This window comes from Streptomyces sp. NBC_00028 (assembly GCF_045041065.1).
Lineage (GTDB): Bacteria > Actinomycetota > Actinomycetes > Streptomycetales > Streptomycetaceae > Streptomyces.
Window position 1 is genome coordinate 803,426 of the sequence record NZ_CP108293.1, and the last position, 23,848, is coordinate 827,273.

Here is a 23,848-nt window from a genome sequence, read left to right on the forward strand (position 1 = left end):
GGGCGGCTCCAAGGTCAACTCACCGTGCGAGGGACCTGGGGCAGCCCGGGGCCGGTGCAGCGTACGTCCGTCGCCGGGAGCGTTCCGTCGACGAGGTAGGCGGCGGCCCTCTTGTCCACGCAGGTGTTGCCGCGGCTGGCGAAGACGCCGTGTGAGTAGTCGTGGTCGAGGGTGATCAGCCGGGAGCCGGGCAGGAGGCGGCGCAGCTGGTGGGCGCCCTCGATGGGGGTCACGGGATCGTGGACGGAGGCCACCAGGAGGAGGGGCGGGGCCTCGGGGCTGCCGAGCCGGGTGCGGTGGGCCGGGCGGTGCGGCCAGTAGGCGCAGGTGGAGGCCTCCATGCCGGCCAGGACGGGCTGGGGGTCGAGGGTCCGGGTGCGGCGGATGTCGGCGAGGATGCGGCGCGGGGCGGGACCTGGGCCGTCGGCGCACTTGGTGACGCGGTTGGCGGATTCGTAGGTGTGTGAGTCGGGGCTGTCGAAGGCGGTGGCGGGCCGGAGGGCGGCTATGGTGCCGTCGCGCAGGTAGGCGCGGAGGCCGTCGGCGAGGCCCGTCCAGCGTTCGGTGCGGCCCAGGGCGCGGTAGACGGCACGGTCGAACTCCGCGGGGCCGAAGCCAGCGACCGGATGGGCGGCGAGGCCCTCGCGGACGCACAGATACGCCTGGCGGACGGCCTGTGCGCTGTCGCCGAGGGCGAAACGGTCCGCGTGGGCGGCGGCCCAGGCGAAGAACGTGTCGCGCTGCCGCAGCAGCGCCCGGCTCTGGACGACATCGAAGTCGTACCAGTCCCAGGGGCCGACGACACTGTCGAGGACCATCCGGCCGGTGCGCTGCGGGAAGCGGGCGGCGTAGGCGGCGCCGAGATAGGTGCCGTAGGAGACACCGAGGAAGTTGGTCCGCGGTTCCCCGAGCGCGGCCCGTATCGCGTCCATGTCCCGCGCGATCTGCTCCGTCGAGAAGTACGGCAGCACGTCGGCCTCGCGTGCCGCGCAGTCGTCGGCCATGCGGCGCAGGGACGCGAGATAGGCCTGTTCCGCGGTGGACCCGACGGGGACGGGGTCGGCGCCGGGGCTGTCGAAGAGGCCGCCCATCGGGCCGCAGTCCACCGGTGCGCTCTGTCCGGCGCCGCGCGGGTCGAAGCCGATGACGTCGTACGCGCGCCGCACACTCTCGGGGAGTCTGGCGCGCTTGGTGACCGCGTACGGCAGTCCGGAGCCGCCCGGGCCGCCGGGGTTGACGAGCAGGGCGCCGCGGTGTTCGGCCGGGGTGCCGGAGGCCGGGACGCGGGAGACCGCCACCACTATGCGTCGGCCGTCGGGGCGCGCCCAGTCCAGCGGGACGCTGAGCCGGGCGCACTCGACACGGTCGGGGACGGTGGGCTGCGGGACCGTGTCGGGGCAGGCGCCGAAGTGGAGGGCGGCGGGTGCGGGTGGGGGTGTGGTGCGGGCCTGGGCGGGGGCGGCGGGCAGGGCGGCGGCCGCGGCGGCGAGCACGCACAGCAGGACGGTACGACGAGACAAGGATCGCTCCGGGCAGAGGGCGGTGAGGGAGGGCACGGCAGTGGGGGACGGCGGTAAGGGACTGGTAAATGAAAATGATTATCGATAGCTTGTCTGGGCGCAAGGCCCGGCCCCTCCCGCCCGAGGGCTTCTCCGGGCTGCCCTGAATCCTGAACTGACTGCACGAAAAGGGGAGTTGTGGCTCATCTGCTGATGGTCGAGAGCTGGGTCGGGTCGATGAGCAGACTGCTGCCGAGGGCCATCCGAGAGGGTGGGCACGAGTTCACGTTCCTCACCCGCGATCTGCACCACTACCTGCGCTCGGCACCCGAGGGCACCGCTCACCCGCTGCTCGGCGCCCGCAATGTCCTCACCGGCGACACCAACGACCTGGACACCCTGCTGCCCGAGATCGAGCGGTTGCACGCGGTCCTGCGCTTCGACGGCGTGCTCACCTCCTGCGATTACTACCTGCCGGCGGTGGCGCGGATCGCCGGACGGCTTGGTCTGCCGGGCCCCGGCCCGGAGGCGGTCGAGAACGCCTGCCGCAAGGACGCCACCCGCCGCGTCCTCGCCGACGCGGGGGTGCCCGGACCGCGTTACGCCGTGCACGAGGAGTGGGCCGATCTCACCCGCGCGGCACGGGAGATCGGCTATCCGCTGGTGGTCAAGCCCGTCGACCTGTGCGCGGGTATGTATGTGCGCCGCGTGGACGACGAGGAGCAACTCGCCACGGCTGTGCGCGCTCTGTCGGACTTCCCGGTCAACGCCCGTGGCCAGCGCAGGGATCCCGCGGTCCAGCTGGAGGAGCTGCTGGACGGCCCCGAGGTGAGCGTCGAGACCGTGTCGTACGCCGGGGCGGTGCACGTGGTGGGCGTGACCGACAAGAGCATCGGCGGGGCACCCGCGTTCATCGAGACCGGGCACATGTTCCCGGCCGCCCTGTCGGCCGCCGACACCGAGGCCGCCGAGCACACCGCCCGCACCGCGCTCAAGGCCCTCGGCCTCACCGACGGGGTCGTGGCGCACACCGAGATCAAGCTGACCTCCGCCGGTCCGCGCGTGGTCGAGGTCAATCCCCGGCCGGCCGGGAACCGCATCACCGAACTGGTCCGCCATGTCACCGGCATCGACCTGGCCGCGGCCTTCGTCGACGTCTCCCTCGGCCACGCACCCGATCTGCGGGGCGGCGACACCGGGCTGCGCAGCGCGGCCGTCGGCTTCCTGGTACCGGAGGCCGCGGGCACACTCGAAGCCCTCGACGGGAATCAACTCCGCGATGCGCCAGGTGTATTGGAGCTCCAGCTCGCCGAGCCGGGCCGACCGGTCACCGCGGCGGGCAGCAACAACGAGTACCTCGGACACGTCATGGCGGCCGACGCCACCGGGCTCGGCGCCCGGGAGCGGGTCGAGGCGCTGCTCGGCGAGCTGCGGTCCGGGCTGGTGATCCGATGACCACCGTCACCGGCACCATGGGTCTCGACGACCTCCTCACCCGCGTCCGCGCCGGTGAGCTGGGCCCTGATCCGGCCGCACAGCGCGTCGCCGTGGCCTTCACCACGCGACAGGCCGTCCGGCACGACGGACGCGGCACCGGCTATCGCAACGAGGTGCTGAGCCTGCGCCTTGGCGGAGCCGTCGGCTCCTGCGCGGTGGAGCCCGGCACCCTGCCCGACGAGACCGTGGAGGAGTGCGTCGGCGCCGATGTGGCCCGCCTGCTGGAGCATCCGTCGCTTCCCGTGCGCGTGGCCGCGCTGGACGCCTATCTGATGCACGTCACCCCGCACACGCCGGAGCACGGGGCACGTCCCGTCGCCCTGCCCGCCGGTACCTCGCTCGAGAAGTCCCGCGCCCGGGCGGCGGCCGTGGTCGGTCTGCTCGATCTGCCGGCGGGCGCCACCGTGCTGGTGGTGGGGGTCGTCAACTCCCTGCTGGAGGCGCTGCGTTCACGGGGGCTCGATTACGTTCCCTGTGACCTCAAGGGCGGGCTGACCGAGTGGGGCGAGGCGGTCATGACCGACGCGCTCGCCGAGGCGGGCCGCTGCGACGCGCTGCTGGTGTCGGGGATGACCCTCGGCAACGGCACCTTCGAACCGCTGCGGGAACACGCGCGGACGTACGGCAAGCAGCTGGTCGCGTTCGCGCAGACCGGCAGTGCCGTGCTGCCGCGCTTCCTCGGCCACGGGGTGAGCGCGGTGTGCGCCGAGCCGTACCCCTTCTTCTGGCTCGACGGCGGTGCGGGAACCGTCCACCACTACGGCGGCGACCCAGGCGCTGCCTCTCGCGGCGACCTTCCGGAGGGCGAACGATGACCACCGCCGCCGTCCTCCCCGTCGCCCGTCCGGAACTGCTCGGCCTGCTGGGCCGCACTCCCCTGCTCCGGGTCACCGCCGAACTGCCCGGTCCGCACCCCGGCTTCTGGGCCAAGCTCGAAGGGCTCGCGGCGGGCGGCATGAAGGCGCGGGCCGCCGTGTCGATGCTGCTGGGCGCCCGGGAGCGCGGCCAACTGCTGCCCGGCGCACCGGTGGTGGAGTCGACGTCGGGGACGCTCGGCATCGGGCTCGCCTTCGCGGGCCAGGCTCTCGGACATCCCGTCGTGCTGGTCGGTGACAGTGAACTGGAGCCCTCCATGCGGCAGTTGCTGCGTGCCTACGGGGTCCGGCTGGAGCTCGTGGACCGTCCGGCCGCCGTGGGCGGCTGGCAGGCCGCGCGGCTGGATCGGCTGCGGGAGCTGCTGGCGGTGCTGCCCGGCGCGTACTGGCCGGACCAGTACAACAACCCCGACAACACTGCCGGTTACGCCTCACTGGCCGCCGAACTCGTCGACCGCCTCGACCATCTGGACATCCTGGTGTGCAGCGTCGGCACGGGCGGCCACAGCGCCGGCCTCATCGGCCCGCTGCGCCGACGCTGGCCCGCGCTGCGGCTGATCGGCGTCGACTCGACCGGGTCCACCATCTTCGGCCAGCCCGCCCGGCCCCGGCTGATGCGCGGGCTCGGCAGCAGCATCCACCCGCGCAACGTCGCCTACGACGCCTTCGACGAGGTCCACTGGGTCGGGCCCGCCGAGGCCGTGGACAGTTGCCGTCGCCTCGCCCTGGGCAGCTTCGTCAGCGGCGGCTGGAGCACCGGCGCCGCCGCCCGCGTCGCGGCCTGGGCCGCCCGCGTCCATCCCGGCGCGGTCGTCGCCACCGTCTTTCCCGACGGCCCGCACCGCTACCTCGGCACCGTCTACGACGACGACTTCGCCGCCGCCCACGGCCTCGACCCGGCCACGGCCGCCACCCGCCCCGTCGAGATTCCGCACCCCCGCGCCGCAGAGGCCACCGGCTGGGTGCGCTGCACCCGCGTCGCCGATCCCCTGCTCCTGGAAAGGACCCTGTGAAGGCCAGCCTGCGCACCGTACGCCTCGCTCTCGCCGAGCCGCTGCGCATCTCCCGCTCCACCATGTCCGCCCGCGACGCGGTGTGGCTGACCGTCGAGCACGACGGTGTCACCGGCCACGGCGAGGCCGTCACCAGCGTCTACTACGGCCTCGACACCGACACCCTCGTACGGCTGCTCGCTGCGGCCGGTACCGCCCTCGCACGCTTCCCCGACCCGGAAAGCGCCCTGTACGCAGCCGAGTTGACGCCCAAGGACACGCCTCCGGCAGTGACCGCCGCCGTCGAGGCGGCCCTGTTCGACCTCGTCGGCAAGCGGGCCGGGGTCCCCGTCCACCGGCTGCTCGGTACGGAGGAACCGCCGGTCGCCGCCACCGCCCGCACCATTGGCATCACCTCGCCGGCCGACGCGGCGGCGCAGGCGCGACGGCTCACGGCGAGCGGCTTCGAGGTCCTCAAGGTCAAGGCGGGAACCGTCGACCCGGAGGACGACGTGGAGCGCGTCCGCGTCATCCGCGACGTCGCTCCCGGCGCCCGACTGCTCCTCGACCCCAACGGCGCCTGGACGCCGGCCCAGGCCGAGGCGCTGCTCCCCCGGTTCGCCGAGCTCGGCGTCGAGGCCGTCGAGCAGCCGCTCGCGCCCGGCACCCCGGAGGCCCTGGGCGCCCTGGCGGAACGCTCACCCCTGCCGGTCATCGCCGACGAGGACGCGGTGGACCTCGACGACGTACGCCGCCTCAGCGGACGCGTCCAGGGCGTCAACGTCAAGCTCGCCAAGTGCGGCGGTATATGCGCGGCCCTGCGGATCGCCGCGTCGCTCGACGGCAGTGGCACCGAGCTGATGCTGGGCTGTCTCACCGCGAGCAGCCTCGGGCTCGCGCCCGCCGTGCACCTGGCCGACCGCGCCCGCTGGACCGACCTCGACGGACATCTGCTGCTCGCCCACGACCCGTGGACCGGCATCGGCGGCACGGACGGCGTCGTACGCGCAAACGACCTGCCCGGACTGGGAGTCGTGGAGGTGGGGGCCTATGAGGACGTGGCGTGAGATGCGCGGCTTTCCGCTCGCCGTCCAGCTCCTGCTGGTCAACCAGCTCGGCGTCAACACCGGCTTCTATCTCCTCATCCCCTACCTCGCCACCCATCTCAGCGACAACCTGGGCATGTCGGCGGCCGTCGTCGGCATCGTCCTCGGGGTGCGCAACCTCAGCCAGCAGGGCCTGTTCATCATCGGCGGCTCGGCCTCCGACCGGCTCGGCGCGCGCGGTGTCATCATCGCCGGATGCGCGCTGCGGACCGTCGGGTTCGCGCTGTTCGCGCTCGGCGACGACCTGGGCGTGCTGCTCGCCGCGTCCGTGCTCAGCGGGCTCGCCGGGGCGTTGTTCAACCCGGCCGTGCGCACCTACATCGCCCAGGAGGCGGACGAGCGCAAGGCGGAGGCGTTCGCCCTGTTCAACGTGTTCGCCACGACCGGCGCCCTGATCGGCCCGCTGCTGGGCAGCGCGCTGCTGCTCGTCGACTTCCGTACGTCCGCGCTCACCGCGGCCGGGATCTTCGCCGTCCTCACCGTCGCCCAGGCCCTGGTGCTGCCCGCCCACAAGGTGGAACCCGGCCAGGGCACGGTGCTCGGGGACTGGCGCGAGGTGCTCGGCAACCGGGCCTTCCTCGCCTTCGCGCTCGCCATGGTCGGCATGTTCACCCTGGAGAACCAGCTGTATCTGCTGCTGCCCGACGGCGCACGGCGGGCCACCGGCTGGGACGGCGCCGCGGGGCTCGTCTTCCTGGTCGGCACGCTCACCAACCTGGCGCTGCAACTGCGGATCACACGGGCCCTCAAGGCGCGGGGTGACAGGGCGCGCTGGATCGCCACGGGCCTCGGGCTGATGGCGGTGGCGTTCCTGCCACCTGCCCTGGTCGTGGGCTCCTCCGGCCATCCCGTGCTGCGCGCGCTGCCCGTCCTGGCCGGCGCCCTGCTGCTCTACCTCGGGGTGATGGTCGCCCAGCCGTTCGTCATGGAGCTGATCCCCGGGTTCGGCCGCAGCGAGCTGACCGGCACCTACTTCGGCATCTTCTACGTGGTGTCCGGCATCGCCGCCGCCGTCGGCAACACCGTCGTCGGCTGGGCCATGGACGCCGGGGAGCGCGGCGACACCGACTGGCTGCCGTGGGCCTGCTGCGCCCTCTTCGGGCTGGCGTCGGCGCTGGGCGTGGCCTGGCTGCACCGGACGGGCTCGCTTCCGACGCCGCAGAAGCCCGCCGTACCCGTACCGGCGACGGCTTGAGGAGGCACCCCGGATGGCTCCTCCGCGCAATCTCCTCACCGACAACCCCGAGCTGTACGAGGCCCGCTTCCCCGACCCCGACCGGCTGGCCGGGCGCTGGACGGAGGACTGTCTGCGCCGGCACGGGGCCGGACCCCGCGTCCTCGACATGGGCTGCGGCACCGGCCGCGACGCCGCCCATCTGGCCGGCGTGGGCCGCACGGTCACGGGCGCCGACGTGTCCGAGGCGATGCTCGCCCACGCCCGCGTCCACCATCCCGGACCCGCGTACGTCCACGCGGACCTGCACGGGTTCGACGTGGGGGTGTTCGACGCCGTCGTGTGCCTGGACAGCGCGCTGCTGTACTGCCACACCAACGCCCAGCTGGACGCGTTCCTGACGTCCTGCCGACGTGCCCTGTCGCCCGGCGGGCTGCTGGTCGCGGAGATGCGCAACGGCGCGTACTTCCTCGGCCGTACCGATCTCCTGGACACGCCCACCGTCAGCTCCTTCACCTGGCGGGGCACCGTCCACCGCTCCACGACCACACTCACCGTGGACCGTACGGCCCAACTCCTGCGCCGCACCCGCGTATGGACCTCGGACGACGGTTCGGCTCCGGTCGAGCAGCGCTCCGCGTGGCGGCTGCTGTTCCCGCAGGAACTACGGCAGTTGCTGACCTCGCACGGCTTCGAGGTGCTCGAACTCCACGACGGTCCCGGCCCGCGTACCGAACCACCGTGGCGGGAGGGCCGGTTGCCCGACGGCACGACGGACGCGGACCGGCTGCATGTCGTCGCCCGCCTCAACTCCCCTGCCTGACCTCAACCTTCAAGGACATCCATGTACGACGAACGTCATCCCGGCCTGCGCCGACGCGGTTTCCTCGCCGCCACGTCACTGGGCGCGCTGACCCTCGCCGGGTGCGCCGGCACCGACGAGGGCGAACCGAGGAGCGACGCTGCTCCGAAGAGCGGTGGGCGGCTGCGGGCCGCGTTCGCCGGCGGCGGGGCCGGCGAGACCCTCGATCCGCACCTGGCCAACCTCTTCGCCGACGCGGCCCGCGCCAAGGCCCTGTACGACAAGCTCGCCGACTACGGCGCCGACCTGTCCGCCCAGCCCCGGCTCGCCGAGAAGTGGGAGGCGAACAAGACCCTGGACCGTTGGCAGGTGACGCTTCGTCAGGCCAGGTTCCACGACGGCCGGCCGGTCACCGCCGCCGACGTCCTGTACAGCTACCGCCGTATCGCCGACCCGGACCAGGCGTTCCGCGCCAAGGCCTCCCTGGAGCCCATCGACCTCGACGCCAGCCGGGCCACCGGACAGCGGTCGATCGAGTTCGTGCTCAAGCGGCCCACGGCCGAATTCCCCAACGTGCTCGCCGCGTTCGGGGCGTACATCGTCCCGGACAAGGCAACCGACTTCGACAAGAAACCCATCGGCTCCGGCCCCTTCCGGTTCGTCTCCTTCGCCCCCGGCCGCTCGGCCGTCTTCCGCCGGTACGACGACTACTGGGAGGGCGCCCCGCACCTGGACGAGGTCGAGTTCGTCGTCGCCAACGAGGAGTCGGCCCGCGTCAACGCGCTCCTCGGCGGACAGATCGAGTACGCGCACGAGTTGAACCCCACAACCGCCCGCGCCCACGAAGGCAAGGGACAGATCGAGATCGTGCGGCTGCGCAACAGCGCCATGCAGGCGTTCTGCATGAAGACGGACCGGCCGCCCTTCGACGACGCGCGGGTACGGCAGGCGTTCTTCCTCCTCGCCGACCGGCGCGAACTCGTCGACGGGGCCCTGTCCGGAGCGGGGGTGGTCGGCAACGACCTGTTCGGCAAGGGGTACGAGTACTACGACGACTCGCTGCCCCAACGCGAACAGGACCTCGACAGGGCCCGCGCCCTGCTCAAGCAGGCCGGCGCCGAGAACCTCAAGGTCACCCTGGACACCTCGGCCGTCGCCGCCGGGTTCACCGAGGCCGCGAGCATCTTCCGCGACCAGGCCGCCAAGGCCGGAGTCACCGTCGACGTGAAGATGGGCAGCAAGGACTCCTACTGGGCCGACATCCTCAACAACGGCACCCTGTGCTGCTACCGCTCCGGCGCCCTGCCCATCGAGGCCCACATCTCCCAGCGGCTGCTGACCGACTCCACCACCAACGCCACCAAGTGGCGGCACAAGGACTTCGACGCGCTCTACGAGCAGGCCCAGTCCACCCGCGACGCGACCGCGCGGGCCGCCGTCTACGACCGGATGCAGCGCCGTCTGTACTCCGAGGGCGGGTTCCTCATCTGGGGGTTCGCCGACTGGATCCTCGGAACGGCCCGCAATGTACGGGGCGTTGAGGCCAAGGCCCCCGCCAACACACTCGACTGGGCTCGGTTCGACAAGGTCTGGCTGGCGTGAGCGGACTGCGTTCCTTCGTCGTCCGGCGGCTGCTTCTCGGTGCCGTGCAGACCGTGGCCGTGGTGCTGCTGGTCTTCGCGCTCACCGAGGCGCTGCCGGGCGACGCGGCGGTCGCCCTGGCCGGTGACCAGCCCGACCCGGCCCGGATCGCCGCGATCCGCGAGGCCATGCGGCTCGACGAGCCCGCCCACGAGCGGCTGGCCGACTGGGCGACAGGGCTGCTCCACGGCGACCTCGGCACCTCACTGGTCTCCGGCCGCCCGGTCGGCCGGTACATCGCCGAGGGGTTCGGGCCGACGCTCCTGCTGGCCACGCTCACTCTGGTGCTGCTGATCCCGCTCGGCTTCGGCCTCGGGGTGCTCGCCGCCCGCCATGAGGGGCGCCTGGCCGACCGGTTGATCAGTTCGGTGACGCTCGCCGTCTACGCGATACCCGAGTTCGCCCTCGGGGTGCTCCTGGTGACCGTCCTGGCACTCCAGTTGGCCTGGCTGCCCCCGACCGCCGTGGGCTACGGCACCGACCTGCTCGGCCATCCCGCCGCGCTCGTCCTGCCGGTGCTGGTGCTGCTGTCGCGTCCGGTGTGCTCACTGTCCCGGCTGGTGCGGGCGGGCATGATCGACGCGCTGGCCTCGCCGTACGTGGCCCAGGCCCGCCGCTACGGCATCTCCGGCACCCGCATCCGCTACACCCACGCCCTGCCCAACGCGCTCGCCCCCGCCGTACAGCAACTCGCCCGCACCGTCGACTGGTTGCTGTGCGGCGTCATCGTCGTGGAGGCGCTGTACGTGATTCCGGGGCTCGGCACGGTGCTGCTCGACGCCGTCGCCGAACGCGACGTGCCGGTGGTCCAGGGGCTCGCCGTCGTGTTCGGCGTGCTGACCGTCGTACTGAATCTCGGCGCGGATCTCGTGGCCCACCGGCTCACTCCGCGGGCGGGGGTGGCCGCGTGAGCACGGGGCGTACGGGGCGCTTCGCGTTCGGGGTCGCGGTCATCGCCGTACCGCTGGTGATCGCCTTGCTGGGGCCGGTGTTCGCGGGTGAAACGGGGCCGCGGGCAGCGTCGTTCACCCTCGGCGGGGGTCACTGGCTCGGCACCGACTTCGTGGGCCGGGACGTGTGGCGGCAGGTGCTGCACGGGGGCCGTCCTGTGGTGCTGACCGCGCTGGCCGCCACGGCGTTGTCGTATCTCGTCGCGCTTCCGGTCGGTCTGCTCGGCGCGCTCACCCATCGGCGCTGGCTGGAGGAGCTGGTGATGCGTCCCCTGGACGTGTTGCTCGCCGTGCCCTCGCTGTTGCTGATCCTGCTGGCGGCGACCGTGTTCGCGCCGGGCGCGGTCGGGCTCGCCCTGCTGGTCGCGCTGGTCAACGTGCCCGACGCGGCCCGTCTCGTCCGGGCCTCCGCCGCGGAGGCCGCCGCCCGGCCCGCCGTCGAGGCGCTGCGGATGCAGGGCGAGACCTGGTGGCGGACGGCCGTCGGCTATGTCGGGCGGTCCATGCTGCGCACCCTGGCGGCCGACGCCGGGACACGGCTGACGGGCGTGCTGTATCTGGTCGCGACGGCGGCGTTCCTCGGTGTGGGGGTGGCTCCGGACGCCGCTGACTGGGCGGTCATGGTCGACCGCAACCGTACGGGCCTGTTCGTCCAGCCGTGGGCCGTCGTCGTACCCGCCCTGTTGATCGTCGCCCTGACGACCGGCACCAACCTCCTTTTCGACGCCGCGCTCGGGGGCGACCGGGGCCGCGGCCCAAACATGAGGTCGATCAGATGAACAAGACCGACGAGCCCGTGGCCGAGCTGAGGGAGCTGCGCGTCGAGGTCGACGGCCGGGCGATCGTCGACGGGGTGACGCTCCGGGCCCTGCCCGGCAAGGTCGTCGCCCTCGTCGGGGCGTCCGGCAGCGGCAAGACGACCACGGGGCTGGCCCTGCTCGGCGAGTTCCCGCGGGGCGCCCGCGTCACCGGTGAGGTGCGTCGCGGGACCGATGGTCCGGTGGGTTACGTCCCCCAGCATCCCGCGGCCGTTCTCAACCCGGCCCGCCGGGTCTCCGCGCTCCTCATGGACATCGCCCGCGCCCAGGTGAGTCATCTGCCGCGCACACAGCGCCGGGCGGCAGCCCGCGAACGGGTTCTGCGCGCCCTCACCGAGGCCCAACTCCCGCACGCGGCCGTCTTGTTGAGGCGCTACCCGCACCAGCTCTCCGGTGGTCAGCAGCAGCGTGTCGTCCTCGCCCAGGCCCTGCTGCTGGGTGCCCGGATCGTCGTCGCCGACGAACCCACCACCGGGCAGGACGCGCTCACCAAGAGCCGTGTCGTCGAGCAGCTGGCCGCCGTCGCGGCACGCGGCATCGCGGTCGTACTGCTCAGCCATGACCTGGACGTCGTACGGGCCCTCGCCGACGAGGTGATCGTCATGCGGGCCGGGCGCGTCGTCGAGTCGGGTGCGCCGGAACGCGTCTGGCTCGCGCCACGACACCCATGGACGCATGAACTCCTGGCCGCACAGCCGGAGTTCAGGGCACTCGACGACGTATCCGGGAGGCCCGTCCTGGAGGTCCACGGGCTCATCGCCCGCCATCGGGACGCCAAGGTGCTGCTGATGCACCGACTCGACCTGCGCGCAGGCGAATGCCTGGCCGTCATCGGCCGTTCCGGCAGCGGCAAGACCACCCTCGCCCGCTGCCTGGCCGGGCTCCACCGCGACCACGACGGCGAGATCCTCCTGGAGGGCACCCCCTTGCCGCGAAGCCTGCGTGCTCGCAGCCGCGCGCAACTGGCGGCCGTGCAGTACGTCTTCCAGGACCCGCGCGCGGCCTTCGACGAACACCGTCCGGTCCTGCACCAGGTCGCGCGCACGGCGGTCCGACTGCGCGGCAGCGACCCCGTCGAGGCATCCCATGAGGCCCTGGCCACGCTGGCCGCACTCGGTCTGGGCGAGGATCTCGCCCGCCGGCGTCCCGGGCTGCTCTCCGGCGGCGAACTCCAGCGGGCCGCCCTCGCCCGCGCCCTGCTGGCCCGCCCCCGCGTGCTCGTCTGCGACGAGATCACCTCCGGCCTCGACAGCGTCACCCGCCGCGGCATCCTCGACCTCCTCACCGCCCTGCTGCACGACCGTGACGACCTGTCGCTCGTCCTGATCACCCACGACCTCGACACCGCCGCCCTGGCCCACCGCATCGCCGTCCTGGACGCCGGCGAACTCGTCGAACAGGGCCCGGCCCGGCGCGTCCTCACCACGCCTCGGCATCCGTTCACCAGGTCCCTCATGGAGACGGCGAGGCGGCTGCCGACACCTGTCGGTACGGCCGACCAGGAAACCCCGACCGTCTAGGACAGGAACCGATCTAGTGACGACCTAGCGCAGGAGACGCTGGACGCCGAGCTCAGCGGGCGCCGCGAGGGGCGCAGCAGCGCTCCGGTCCGGCGGCCCGGCTGAGCCGCCCGGCGGCGACCGCACAGGGTCTATGGCGCGGGGTCGACCGGGGGCAGTACTGAACGGACTTCCTCCAGGAGCCTCGGATAGTCCTCGCCGTAGGTGACCACGCCCGCGAACACCGCGTCGAGTGCGGCCCGGAGAGGGTCCGCCTCCCCGGCTCCGGTCACCGCGGGGAGTGCCATGTGCGGCTGGGAGATCCGCTGGGAGCGTTCCGGGGCGCCGATCGTGACAGCCATGGTGGCCGACCCGGCTCCGGCCCGACGCTTCGGCACTTCTGCTATGACGGCGGTGGCGGGGCCGATCACCTGAGGTTCCGACCAGGTCTGCACCCCCGGTCGCTCCGTGGGCGGCTGGAACGGGGGCCGCTCGGGCGGTACGGCCTCACCCACCGTCCCGTCCGGGGCGTGCGGGTCGTCGGACAGGGTCCGCCACATGCGGTCCCAGTCGTCGAAGGGCGGCGGCAGCGGGCGCCGTTCCTCCAGGGCGGCCAGACCGTCGGCCACCCAGCCGAGGGCGGTGAGACCGGACAGCTCGCACGCCCGCCGAGCCGCCAACACCGCCACCGTGCGCTGGACTTCAGGACCGGCGGCGTCGATGGCGTGGACCAGGGACGGGTCGAAGCGCACCAGACCCGAGACGTTCCCCTGGACGGCGCGCAGCGCCTCGCTGGGCAACTGCCCGCCCCACTCCCAGCGTTCGTAAGCCAGCTGGTGCTCCCGCTCGGCCCGCTCCTTCTCCAGCCGCTCGCGGAGTTCGGCCTCGGCGCGCTCGGCGGGGGTGGGCGGCGGCGGTTGCTCACGGGCGAAACCGTGCCAATAGGCGGCGATCTTCGACGTCTGCTTGAGTATGCGGTCGGCCTCCGGCGGGGCGGGCCAGAACTGCAACAGATAGCAGTCCAGTTGCGGCTCGGAGTCCAGCCGGGTGTCCTTCCTGTTCGCCTCGTCCATGCCCCTGGCGCAGTAGCGCACCCGGTAGTCGGTCACCTCCAGGTGCAGTTCCCACATGTCCTCGCCCGCCCACTGCACCAGTTGGCTCTCCGCCGAGGCCGGCCGGAAGGACACCTCCACCACGTCCTCCCACTGCGGGTCCAGCGGCGGCGGCTCCTCGTGGACCTCGACGGTGAAGCCGACATCGCCCGTGTGCAGCCCGGTCGTCAGCCACAGCGAGCCCGGGGTCGCGGCGCCGCACAGTCCGCCGCTCTGTCCGGCGAACGCCTCGTCGAGATCCGGGCCGACCGTGTCCGGGTCGCTCTCGACATAGATCTGACCGTAGTGAACGAACACTTCGCCCTCGACCGGCCTGCGCATCGCTACCTCCCGCGTGGTGTGCCCACCACCCTACGGACGGCCACTGACAATGCCGTCAGCTCAACGCGACTCGGCCCTGGTCAGCCGGTTGTGGAGGTGGACGAGCAGCGGACGGGTCTGCGCTGCGACGTCGAGGCCCAGGCGGACGCTCCAGTAGCGGCCGTGGTCGCTGGTCTGCGCCACGACGATCCGGCGCGACCCGGAACCGGCGTTCGGAGAGCCGTGCGCCATGTGCGACCACGCTTCCCGGATCTGCGCCTCCAGAAAGGCCCGGTCGCCCGACGCGTCGGTGAGCAGTACGAAGCGATGGACGGGTACGCGGTCGATGACCCGCTGCAGTTCGAACCGGGTGCCCTCGTTCTCCCGTCGGTAGCCGGACAGATCGATGACCACCAGGTCCACGTGGGTCAGCAGCGTGTCCACCGCCGACTTCCAGAAGCCGCCGTGGCACAGCAGCGCACGGATTGGATAGCTGCCGTAAGCGTCCTTGACCGGTACCGCGCCCCGTGCGGCACCCACGAGTCGGTGGCGGCCCCGGGGCAAGGGGTGGACGGGCTGGTGGTAGAGCTCCTCGGACATCCGGGCCCGGGTGTTGATGAACATCTTGGCGGTCCCCAGCCGGTGCGCCTTGCGCAGCTCCGCGGGGGACACCGAGGCGGCGCTGCGGATCAGATGGACGTACCCGAACTCCCGCCAGGCGCCGCGCATGAAGTCCCGGACGCGCGGTTCGTTGTCGAAGAGGCGGAGGTAGGCGATCCGCCAGGGCTGCCGGTCGATCACGTTCTTCTCCCGGGTGACCTGATGGAGTTCCGCGTAGCGGCCCGGGATCGGCGGCTGGAACCTGACGTCCAGGGAGGGGATGGCGGAGGCTCGGCGGGGGGACACCAACGCCGGGTGGGAGAGGGTGAGTCCGACGAGGTTCGGGTCCTCCGAGAGACGCTCGACCGTGCGGGAGCTGTACCAGCGGCGGAACAGGGCGACGGCGGGCACCAGACAGGCCGCGGCGAACAGCGCCAGGAACACGCCCGTGTAGATCTTTCCGAGCCGGCTGTCGTCCTCCTGCGTCGGTGTCTCGCCCAGCAGGACGAGCACACCGTAGAAGGCCAGCGCGGCGAGGATCATGGCGACCCAGGAGCCCAGGAAGGCGCCCACCGTGTAGTAGCCGGCCCGCACGCTCAGCCGTCCGGAGCGGCGCACCGAGTCGTGTCTCGCCTCCGGCGGTACCAGCGCGGCCAGTTCGGGGTCCCGGGCCCAGCGCTCGTATCGGCGCGCGGTGCGCCATTGCGCGACGGCGACCGCCGTCCCGGCGAGGAAGCCCAGCCCCACGAGTCCGATAACCGCCGTCATCGTCGGAAAGAACCGGTCCGGCACGTCCAACTCCACGTACGGCCAGCCGTCCGGCCAGTCACCGAGCCCATAGGACCGTACGACCCACGCCAGCACCCCGGCGACCAGGGTCATGCGCGCCCGCCCGAAGACGTCTCCACGCAGTTCCTCGGGGTCCTTCCGCACTCTGCGCATGCCCCCACCCCCGTGTGTCGCGGCGAGTGTAGATCTGCGGCTCGGGGGACGGAAACGTTCCGTCGGACTGTCACACGAAAGGGCGTCTCAACACGTCCCCCGCCGCCTCTGTCCGCCGGGGTGCGGGAACCACCAGGTCGGCCGACGCATACGGTGAGCACAGGTTCGTGACATGGGCGAGAAGGAGACGGGATGAGCGGGCGGCGGGCGACGGGGTCCGGTGGGTTCGTGAAGGTGTGCGGACTCACCCAGAAACAGCAGATCGACTGGGCCATCGAGCTGGGATACGACGCCATCGGGATCGTGGTGACGCCCAAGAGCAAGCGCTACTGCCCGCCGGAGCGGGCCGTGGAACTCGCCGCCCACGCGCGCGGACGGATTCCGTCGTTCGCCGTGGCCCTGGCCCACGCCGAGACGACCGCCGTCGCCGAGCACTTCGACACGATCCAGGTGTACGAGATGGTCGACATCCCCAACCTCGCCCTCGCGTCCGGCGCCCCGCCCGAGCGCCCCGAGGCCCTGCAGTACTTCTTCTACGACGCCAGCACCGGCAGCGGCGTCTTCGCGGACATCCCCGAGTGGGTCAGGGACGTACCCGGCCGGGTCGTGATCGCCGGCGGCCTCGACGAGGACAACGTGGCGGGCGTGATCGACGCGTTCGCCCCGTACGGGGTGGACGTCTCCAGCAGTGTCGAGACCGCGCCGGGCGTCAAGAGCCGGGAGAAGATGGCCGCCTTCATCGCCGCGGCCCGCTCGCGCTGACCCCGCGCGGGACGGTTCAGCCCGCTCGCGCCAGCAGGTCGAGCAAGGGCCCCGCGGGCAGCGGGTGACGCGTGCGCCCGTGCGGGCCGGTGGTCGTGGTGGCCGTCAGCAGGGAGTTGAGGACGGCCTCCTCCACGGCGTCGAGCACGGCGACGAAGAGGGGGTCAAGCAGGTCGTCGGGCAGTACGGCCGGACCGGCGGCCTCGCCCAGGGGGCGGGTGCCGAAGGCGAGACCGTAGTCCCCGCTGCCGTGACCGTACCCGGCGCCGACCCGGGCCAGCGCGTAGACCGCTCGGTGGGCCACCCGGGTCAGCTGACGGGCGTCGAGCGGTGCGTCGGTGGCGGCCACGACCATGCAGGAACCGCGGTCGGGACCGGCGTCCGGGTCGGGCAGACCCACATCGACGGGGGTTACCGTACGGCCCGAAATCCTGAGCGTGCCACCGAAGTTGGCCTGCACCAACACGCCCAGCGTCACCTCACCTCCTCCCAGTACCAGCCTCCGTGACGAGGTGCCGACACCGGCCTTGAAGCCCAGCGCGGCTGTGCCCGTCCCCGCGCCGACGCATCCCTCGGCCACCGGCCCGCCGGACGCGCCTTCCAGGGCGGCCCGGACGTGTTCCTCGCGGACCGGGCGGGAGCGGATGTCGGACAGCAGCCCGTCGTTGCACTCCCCCACCACCGGGTTCACGCTCCGCACGCCCTCGTTCCCCGGCCGGTCCAGCGTCCAGCCGACCAGGGCGTCGGCGACCCGGAACGCCGAGAGCGTCGACGTGAGCAGCACCGGCGTCTCCAGGGCGCCGAGTTCGGACACCTGTGTACCGCCCAGCAGCTTGCCGTAGCCGTTGCCCACGAACACCCCGGCGGGCAACGGGCGGGCTGGGCTCACCCCGTCGGGCACGATCGCGGTGACTCCGCTGTGCACGCGCGGCGGATCGATCAGCGTGGTGTGCCCCACCCGGATGCCCGGCACATCGGTGAGCGCGTTGTACGGCCCGGTGGGCAGATCGCCGACGCCCAGGCCGATGTCCCGGGCCCTGGGGGCGGTGGGTGAGGGGGACGGATCCGGGGCGGGTGCGCTCATGAGGGGCACCCTACGTCCGGGGCGTCGTCACCTCCGCCGGGTCTACGACTTGTCGAGCCGGTCGGCCAGGTCGGTCAGGTCGTCGGCGTACAGGTCGAACCGGTCCTCGGGCGCGGGCGGGTCGCCGACCGGGCGGGCGACGTACGCGGTGCGCAGGCCGAGGCGCTGGGCTCCGCGCAGGTCCCAGGCATGGGAGGCGACCATCAGCAGCCGCTCCGGCGGCAGCCCGGAGACGGTGACGGCCAGCCGGTAGACGGCCGGATCCGGTTTGTAGGTCCCGGCGTCCTCGGCGGACAGGGCCTGGTGCCAGCGCAGTCCGGCGTGGGCGTTGAGCCCCAGCAGGGCCGTGCGGCTCGCGTTGGACAGGCCGATCAGGGGGAACCGTTCGGCGAGGCGGGCGAGCCCTGCCACGGTGTCGGGCCACGGCGGGAGCCGGCGGGCCGACAGGGCGAGCGCGGTGGCGTCGCCATCGACCGCGTCGGCGACCAGCTGCGCCGCTTCCCGGTCGATGACCTCGCTGGTGACATAAGCCCTTGCCCCGTCCACGACGCGGCGCTGCTCGCGCTCGACGTGCTGTTGCCACAACGCGAGGAGCTCCTCGACCCTGGTCTCGTCGAGCGAGGGATCGAGCGCGCGGATGCCGGCGCGGAGCCCCGCCGGTTCGTCGACGAGGGTTCCGAGCACGTCGAACACGAGGGCGTCGATCTCCAGCGCTGCCATGGACGGGGCCTCCTGAACGGTGGGGTACGGCGGGCGGCGCGGGCCCTTGTCGGTGCCCGCGCCGCCCGGTGCCCGGCTCACCGTCGGGCGACGCCGATGGTGATGATGCCGGTCAGCTTCGGGCTGGTGGCGTTGTCGTAAACGATGTCGCCGCCCGCCTTCTTCCAGATACTGACGCGGAACGTGTCCGGGGTCGCGGTGATCCGGAACCCGTATCCACCCTTGCCGTCGATCGTGCCGGATCCCTGGTAGACGGCCCGGGAGCCGGTGACCACGAGCCAGTCGGAGCCCGTCGAGCGGAACTTCAGCCTGGCCGCGCCGAAGTCGAAGGACGCCTTGCCGGTCGGAACGGTGGCCCCCTTCTCGTACAGGGCGACGAAGGAGAAGGCGGCCTTGCCGGACAGGTCCGGGCGGGCGGGGTAGGCGCCGGCCGGGGAGGTGAAGACGCCGGTGCCGAAGGCGGGGCCGGCCGAGCGGTCGTAGACGATCAGCTCGGGCAGGGTCGTGGCGTCCGAGGCGTTGTCGTCGTCCGTGACGGTGACCACCGGGCGGCGGATGCCGGCCTTGGTGTAGGTGTGCTCGGCCCGGCAGCCGGTGGCGGTGACCTTGCCGACCCCGGGTGCGCTGCCGTCCTTCCAGTCGACGGTGCAGGTGTGGGTGTCGGAGGTGCCCGGGTCGGTGAAGGCGGCGGTGACGACGGCGGTCCTGCCCACCGACACCGGGGACTTGGGTCCGGTGGCGGAGGTGATGGCCGGTGCCGCGTTGGCGACCTTCACGGTGGCGGTGTCGCTGCTGCGGCCACCGGTCAGGGTGACGGTGTAGGTGCCGTCGTCGGTGCAGGTGAGGGTGGTCCGCGCCGCCGCCTGGTCGGCGAAGGTGCAGGGCGCGCCGTCCTCGACCGACCACTTCGGGCTGCCGGCCCCGGAGAGGGTGCCGTTGAGGGCGATCGCGCTGCCCTCGGCGCCCTCGGCGTCCGGACCGGCGTGCACGATGGTGACCGGGTCGATGCTGGTGAGCGTCGGAACGACCTTCTTGATCAGGCCGTCCGCGTCGAACTCCAGCTTGTCCACGGTGGTTTCACGGTGCGTGCCGTCACCGCCGGGGATGGCGAAGCGGTGGTAGGCGATGTACCAGTCGTCCGTGTTCGGGACGTGGACGACGGAGTGGTGGCCGGGGCCCTTGATGCCGAGCGAGAGGTCCTTCTCCAGGATCACTCCGCGCTTGGTCCACGGGCCGGCGGGCGAGGGGCCGGTGGCGTAGGCGACCCGGTAGTTCTCGTCCCGGGTGTCGTTCTCCGACCACATGAGGTAATAGGTGCCCTTGCGCTTGACGACGAAGGAGCCCTCGTTGTAGCCGCTGGGGGTGATGTCCTTCATCTTCGCGGTGTCGATCGAGACCATGTCGGCGTTCAGCGGAGCGACGTAGGCATGGCCGTTGCCCCAGTAGAGGTACGAGGTCCCGTCGTCGTCGGTGAACACGGCCGGGTCGATCATCTGGCCGCTGAACTGGCCTGCCTTCAGCAGGGGTTGGCCGAGGGCGTCCTTGAACGGGCCGGTCGGCGAGTCGGACACCGCGACACCGATGTTGGCGTCGGCGCAGAAGTAGAAGTAGTACTTGCCGTCCTTCTCGGCGATGGTCGGCGCCCAGGCGCGGCTGTCCGCCCAGGAGACGTCGGGGCCGAGGTCGAGGATGACGCCGTGGTCCTTCCAGTGGACCAGGTCGGTGGAGGAGTACGCCTTGAACTGCGTGCCGCTCCAGCCGTCGAAGCCGTCGGTGGTCGGGTAGAGGTAGAAGGTGTCGCCGAAGCGGACGATGTTCGGGTCGGCGTTGAGGCCGGGCAGGACCGGGCTCTTCATGACGAGCGCCGACACCGTCCAGGTGCGCTTCTTGCCGTCGGAGCCCGTCACTTCGTAGGTCACCGGCTGGGTGAAGTCCTGGACGCTGCCGGAGGCGGGGCTGATCGCCGCGCCGTGGGCGAGGGTGAACTCCGGGGCCAGCGAGGTGAGATCGGTGCCTTCCTTCAACGGCAGGGTGATCTTGCTGTCGGCGTTGTCGATGATCGCGTCGACCTTCAGATCCGGCTGCGTGGCCTTGGCGATGCCCGCGGTGTTGCCGCTGAGCTCCATGACCTCCGCGGCCGACAAAGCGCGGTCGTAGATGCGGAAGTCGTCGACCTCGCCGGCGAAGTAGGGGTCGGCCGAGTACAGGGAGCGGCCGATGTAGCCGCTGTAGTCCTTGTTGGCGTCGTACAGTTCGGACGGCTTGATGCCGGTCGTGGTGCGGGCGGCCTCGACGCCGTCGACGTAGAGGACCATGAGACCGGTCGTGCCGTCGAGCGTGACGGTGACGTGCCGCCACTCGCCGGGGGTGAGCTGGGAGCCGGCCGTCAGCTTCGACTCGGCGGACCAACTCGCCTTGGTGATGGCCGAGTAGAGGCTGGAGCCGCCGTTGGACGGGGTGGCGAACAGGTACTTGTCACTGTCGGGGCCGAGCCCGAACAGCCACTGGAAGCTTGCCCCGCCCTGCCACTTGGCGTACGTCGACACGGTCACGCTGTCGGCGTTCTTCAGCACCCCGTTGGGGATCTTCACGTACGGGGAGGTGCTGGAGTCGCCGGACATCTTGAACGAGCCGCCGTCGACTCCGGTGCCGAAGGCGGGAGTTCGGGCGTAGGTGCCGTGGTAGCCGTGGCCGCTGGCGTCGCGGGCGATGTTGCCGCCGGTCTCGTCGAAGCCGTACTCCAGGAGCAGGTCCGCGGGGACGTCCGGGCCCTCCGCCGAGACGGTGACCTCGGCCTGGACCGGGAGTGCGGCGCCGTCGGGCAGGCTGCCGGTGACCGTGAAGGTGCCGGGCTGCGCGTACTTGGAAGCCGGGACGTCCTCCCAGTCGACGGCGACGGGGCGCTTGACGCCGTCGGCGTAGGTGGCGATGACGGTGGCCGGCAGGACCGGGGCCTCACCGGTCCTGGTCTTCACCTGGATGTCCTCGACGCTCTCCACCAGCTGGTCGGGCTGGTAGGCGCGCAGCAGGCGGTCGTACTCGGCCTGGGTGACCGGCAGGACCGTGCCGTGGCGCGGCTTGGACGGCAGGTCGTAGTCGGCGACCGGGGTCCAGACTCCGGAGTCGAGGTCGGTCGTCTCGAAGGGGATGTAGCCGCGTCCGCCGAACTCGTCGAGGAACGCGTACCACTTCTCCTCGGTGTTCGACTTGAACACCAGCGGCCCCTCGGCGGCGTTCATCGCGCCCTTGCCGATGCCCTCGGCCACCGCGCTCCACGAACCGAGGATCGAGTCGCTCTTCTCCTCGAAGATGAACTTGCTGTTGGGGGTGGAGGAGGTGTTGTTCCGCTCGTCCTTCGAGAGGCGGTAGTAGGTGCCGTCGTGCTGGATCATCGTGGAGTCGATGACCGAGTAGCCGCGGTCGACCCAGACCTTGGGCTCGCTGAAGGTGTAGAAGTCGCGGGTGGTGGCGTACATCATGCGGTTGTACGTGTCGCCCGAGTGCGCCTCGTTGTCGTACAGCTTCGAGGCCCAGAAGACCACGTACTCGCCGAGCGCGGCGTCGTAGAAGGCCTCCGGTGCCCAGGTGTTGCCGGCGCTGTCCGGGGAGACCTTCACCAGGCGCTGGTTCGTCCAGTGGACGAGGTCGGTGGACTCCCAGACCATGATGGACTTGCTGCCGCTGCGCTGGGCGGCGTCCCAGTCGCCGTTGCCGTAGATCCGCAGGTCGGTGGCGATCTGGTAGAACTTGTCGCCCTCGGGGGAGCGGATGATGAACGGGTCGCGCAGGCCCTTCTCGCCGAGTGTGGAGGTCAGGACCGGCTTGCCGTCGTTCAGTTCCCGCCACTTCAGCGGGTCGTCGCCCTTGCTGAGGGCGGAGTAGAGCTGTTCGCCGTCCGAGGTGCCCTCGCCGGTGAAGTAGCTGAACATATAGCCCTTGAGGGCTTCCTGCTTCGGGAGTTCGGGGACCTTCGCGGTGAAGGTGCGGGTCGTCCTGGCGTCGCCCTTGGTGACGGTGGCGGTCAGTTCGACGGTGGTGGCGCCGTCGCCGTGCGCGGGCCGGTGGACGGCTCCGTCGTCGGTGATCACGTCCGAACTCGCCGAGGTCCAGGCGACCTTGGTGCCGTAGTCGCCGGCCGCGGGGAGGGTGAGGTTGCCGCGTACGTCGTCCAGGTTGTGGACGGTGAGCGCCTCGGCGGCCTGTTCGGTCGCCGACTGGTCGTCGAAGTCGGGCAGGACCGTGACCTCGAAGGTCCTGGTGTCGGTCACCGTGCCCTTCTTCAGCGTCGCGGTGAGCGTGGCGTGGGCGTTGGGTTCGCCGGCGGCGGGGCGGGTCACCTTGCCGGTGTCGGAGACGGCCGCGGTGTTGTCGCTGGCCCAGCTGATCGTGGAGCCGCCCGCCGTGCCGGTCTTCGGCAGGTCCAGGTCGGCGGTGACGGCGCCGGTGTCGCCGAGGTCGAGGGCCGCCTTGTCGTCGGCGACGCCCTGGGTGGCCACGGGGAGCGAGAGCCGCTCGACCTCGGAGGCGTCCAGAGCACGGTCGTAGACCCGGAAGTCCCGGACGCGGCCCTTGAAGAGCTTGTCGCCCGAGTAGACGGACTTGCCTATGTAGTTGGCGGTGGTGGTGCCGGAGCCGATGGCGCCGGGGGTGATGGTCACCGCGGTGTTGCGGCCGACCTCGACACCGTCCTCGTACAGCACGGCCGTCGAGCCGGTCTGCGTGTAGGTGAGGTGCTTCCACACCGCGCGGGTCAGGTTGTGCGCGTCCGAGGGCTTGGTGGTCTGCTCCGTCGACCAGTTGCCGGTCGCGATCGAGGTGCGCAGGGAGTTGCCGGTGGTGAACAGGTAGCCGTTCCCGTTGCTCCCGCTGGAGTTGCCGAAGCCGTAGATGAAGTACGGCGTGGTCTGCGCCGCATCGATCAGCACGTCCGTCGAGACGGTGATCGAGGTCATGCCCTTCATGACGTCGTTCGGGACCTTGACGTAGGTGTCGGAGCCGTTGAAGGCGAGGCCCTGGCCGGTGCCGGACCAGTCGGCGGTGCCGCTGACCGTGCCGTCGCGGCCGTTGCCGGAGGCGTCGGTGACAGTGGAGCCGGAGGCGGCGTCGAGCTTGTACCAGAGGGCCAGGCCGTCGGTGACGTCCGCGGTTTCGGCCTCGGTCGCCGCGGTCGCGGAGGTGACGGGGGCGGCGAGGCCCAGGAGCAGCGACACGGCGGTCAGGCCCGCGAGGCGGCCCGCCCAGCGTCTCGCGCGGGTACGCGGACGTGCGAGGTGCGTCATGTGGGGTTTCCCTGCTGAGGCATGGCTGACGGGGGAGGGGAGGGCAAACGGGAGTCAGCCGGGAACGGACGCCTCGGCCAAGGGCGCCCTGACGTTTCGGCTGGATGACGTCGTGTTGCGAGAGTGTCAATCGGCTGGTGGGGCAGCGTCAAGAGGTTTCGAACAATGTCCGACAGGCCGAACAAACAGGGTCGCG

General features: G+C 71.7%; 17 protein-coding genes. 11 read left to right on the forward strand and 6 right to left on the reverse strand.

Annotated elements, in window-relative coordinates:
- Positions 1-14: 14 nt before the first annotated feature.
- Positions 15-1,520: an alpha/beta fold hydrolase gene (locus OG885_RS03545; protein ID WP_405725792.1), complete on the reverse strand. Its 1,506-nt coding sequence runs from the start codon at positions 1,518-1,520 to the stop codon at positions 15-17.
- A 177-nt stretch (positions 1,521-1,697) separates the two neighbouring features.
- Here OG885_RS03545 and OG885_RS03550 point away from each other — a divergent pair, with 177 nt between their 5' ends.
- From OG885_RS03550 to OG885_RS03595, 10 genes are read left to right on the forward strand one after another with little or no spacing between them, the layout of a single operon-like run.
- Entirely contained in the window at positions 1,698-2,954 is a 1,257-nt protein-coding gene (locus tag OG885_RS03550; protein WP_405725795.1) for an ATP-grasp domain-containing protein, read from the forward strand.
- Positions 2,951-3,811, forward strand: a complete 861-nt coding sequence (locus tag OG885_RS03555; RefSeq protein ID WP_405725798.1) for a Rossmann-like domain-containing protein — start codon at positions 2,951-2,953, stop codon at positions 3,809-3,811. Before OG885_RS03550 ends, OG885_RS03555 begins: the two co-directional genes overlap by 4 nt.
- Positions 3,808-4,884 (forward strand): PLP-dependent cysteine synthase family protein, encoded by a 1,077-nt coding sequence (locus tag OG885_RS03560; RefSeq protein WP_405725801.1) that lies wholly within the window; start codon positions 3,808-3,810, stop codon positions 4,882-4,884. Before OG885_RS03555 ends, OG885_RS03560 begins: the two co-directional genes overlap by 4 nt.
- A complete protein-coding gene (locus OG885_RS03565) occupies positions 4,881-5,930 on the forward strand; it encodes a dipeptide epimerase (RefSeq protein ID WP_405725804.1) in 1,050 nt (349 codons plus the stop codon). Before OG885_RS03560 ends, OG885_RS03565 begins: the two co-directional genes overlap by 4 nt.
- Positions 5,914-7,164, forward strand: a complete 1,251-nt coding sequence (locus OG885_RS03570; protein WP_405725807.1) for an MFS transporter — start codon at positions 5,914-5,916, stop codon at positions 7,162-7,164. The genes OG885_RS03565 and OG885_RS03570 overlap by 17 nt, the downstream gene beginning before the upstream one ends.
- A gap of 13 nt (positions 7,165-7,177) precedes the next feature.
- Complete coding sequence (locus OG885_RS03575) at positions 7,178-7,966, forward strand: class I SAM-dependent DNA methyltransferase (protein WP_405725810.1); 789 nt, start codon at positions 7,178-7,180, stop codon at positions 7,964-7,966.
- A 21-nt stretch (positions 7,967-7,987) separates the two neighbouring features.
- Positions 7,988-9,547, forward strand: coding sequence for an ABC transporter substrate-binding protein (locus tag OG885_RS03580; RefSeq protein ID WP_405725813.1), 1,560 nt, complete (start codon positions 7,988-7,990; stop codon positions 9,545-9,547).
- A complete protein-coding gene (locus tag OG885_RS03585) occupies positions 9,544-10,497 on the forward strand; it encodes an ABC transporter permease (RefSeq protein WP_405725816.1) in 954 nt (317 codons plus the stop codon). The genes OG885_RS03580 and OG885_RS03585 overlap by 4 nt, the downstream gene beginning before the upstream one ends.
- Positions 10,494-11,315: an ABC transporter permease gene (locus OG885_RS03590; RefSeq protein ID WP_405725819.1), complete on the forward strand. Its 822-nt coding sequence runs from the start codon at positions 10,494-10,496 to the stop codon at positions 11,313-11,315. Before OG885_RS03585 ends, OG885_RS03590 begins: the two co-directional genes overlap by 4 nt.
- Positions 11,312-12,874 carry an ABC transporter ATP-binding protein gene (locus tag OG885_RS03595; protein ID WP_405725822.1) on the forward strand — a complete coding sequence of 521 codons (1,563 nt, stop codon included), beginning with the start codon at positions 11,312-11,314 and terminating at the stop codon, positions 12,872-12,874. The genes OG885_RS03590 and OG885_RS03595 overlap by 4 nt, the downstream gene beginning before the upstream one ends.
- A gap of 131 nt (positions 12,875-13,005) precedes the next feature.
- Here OG885_RS03595 and OG885_RS03600 read toward each other — a convergent pair whose 3' ends face one another.
- The gene (locus tag OG885_RS03600; RefSeq protein WP_405725825.1) at positions 13,006-14,286 is read right to left on the reverse strand and encodes a hypothetical protein; all 1,281 of its coding nucleotides are present in this window, start codon (positions 14,284-14,286) and stop codon (positions 13,006-13,008) included.
- A gap of 60 nt (positions 14,287-14,346) precedes the next feature.
- Entirely contained in the window at positions 14,347-15,807 is a 1,461-nt protein-coding gene (locus OG885_RS03605) for a hypothetical protein (protein ID WP_405725828.1), read from the reverse strand.
- Positions 15,808-15,999: 192 nt separating this feature from the next.
- Here OG885_RS03605 and OG885_RS03610 point away from each other — a divergent pair, with 192 nt between their 5' ends.
- Entirely contained in the window at positions 16,000-16,569 is a 570-nt protein-coding gene (locus OG885_RS03610; protein ID WP_405725831.1) for a phosphoribosylanthranilate isomerase, read from the forward strand.
- Positions 16,570-16,585: 16 nt separating this feature from the next.
- Here OG885_RS03610 and OG885_RS03615 read toward each other — a convergent pair whose 3' ends face one another.
- From OG885_RS03615 to OG885_RS03625, 3 genes are all read right to left on the reverse strand, one after another.
- A complete protein-coding gene (locus OG885_RS03615) occupies positions 16,586-17,653 on the reverse strand; it encodes a P1 family peptidase (protein WP_405725834.1) in 1,068 nt (355 codons plus the stop codon).
- Positions 17,654-17,695: 42 nt separating this feature from the next.
- On the reverse strand, positions 17,696-18,373 hold the full coding sequence (locus OG885_RS03620) for a haloacid dehalogenase type II (protein ID WP_405725837.1): 678 nt from the start codon (positions 18,371-18,373) through the stop codon (positions 17,696-17,698).
- Between the two features lie 77 nt (positions 18,374-18,450).
- Positions 18,451-23,652, reverse strand: coding sequence for a family 43 glycosylhydrolase (locus tag OG885_RS03625; protein WP_405725840.1), 5,202 nt, complete (start codon positions 23,650-23,652; stop codon positions 18,451-18,453).
- Positions 23,653-23,848 lie beyond the last annotated feature (196 nt).

Bases quoted from the DNA above. Each gene is read 5' to 3' on its own strand.
- OG885_RS03610 (WP_405725831.1), top strand. From the start codon at position 16,000: ATGAGCGGGCGGCGGGCGACGGGGTCCGGTGGGTTCGTGAAGGTGTGC.
- OG885_RS03580 (WP_405725813.1), top strand. From the start codon at position 7,988: ATGTACGACGAACGTCATCCCGGCCTGCGCCGACGCGGTTTCCTCGCC.
- OG885_RS03555 (WP_405725798.1), top strand. From the start codon at position 2,951: ATGACCACCGTCACCGGCACCATGGGTCTCGACGACCTCCTCACCCGC.
- OG885_RS03575 (WP_405725810.1), top strand. From the start codon at position 7,178: ATGGCTCCTCCGCGCAATCTCCTCACCGACAACCCCGAGCTGTACGAG.
- OG885_RS03625 (WP_405725840.1), bottom strand. From the start codon at position 23,652: ATGACGCACCTCGCACGTCCGCGTACCCGCGCGAGACGCTGGGCGGGC.
- OG885_RS03605 (WP_405725828.1), bottom strand. From the start codon at position 15,807: ATGCGCAGAGTGCGGAAGGACCCCGAGGAACTGCGTGGAGACGTCTTC.
- OG885_RS03615 (WP_405725834.1), bottom strand. From the start codon at position 17,653: ATGAGCGCACCCGCCCCGGATCCGTCCCCCTCACCCACCGCCCCCAGG.
- OG885_RS03620 (WP_405725837.1), bottom strand. From the start codon at position 18,373: ATGGCAGCGCTGGAGATCGACGCCCTCGTGTTCGACGTGCTCGGAACC.
- OG885_RS03600 (WP_405725825.1), bottom strand. From the start codon at position 14,286: ATGCGCAGGCCGGTCGAGGGCGAAGTGTTCGTTCACTACGGTCAGATC.
- OG885_RS03570 (WP_405725807.1), top strand. From the start codon at position 5,914: ATGAGGACGTGGCGTGAGATGCGCGGCTTTCCGCTCGCCGTCCAGCTC.
- OG885_RS03595 (WP_405725822.1), top strand. From the start codon at position 11,312: ATGAACAAGACCGACGAGCCCGTGGCCGAGCTGAGGGAGCTGCGCGTC.
- OG885_RS03560 (WP_405725801.1), top strand. From the start codon at position 3,808: ATGACCACCGCCGCCGTCCTCCCCGTCGCCCGTCCGGAACTGCTCGGC.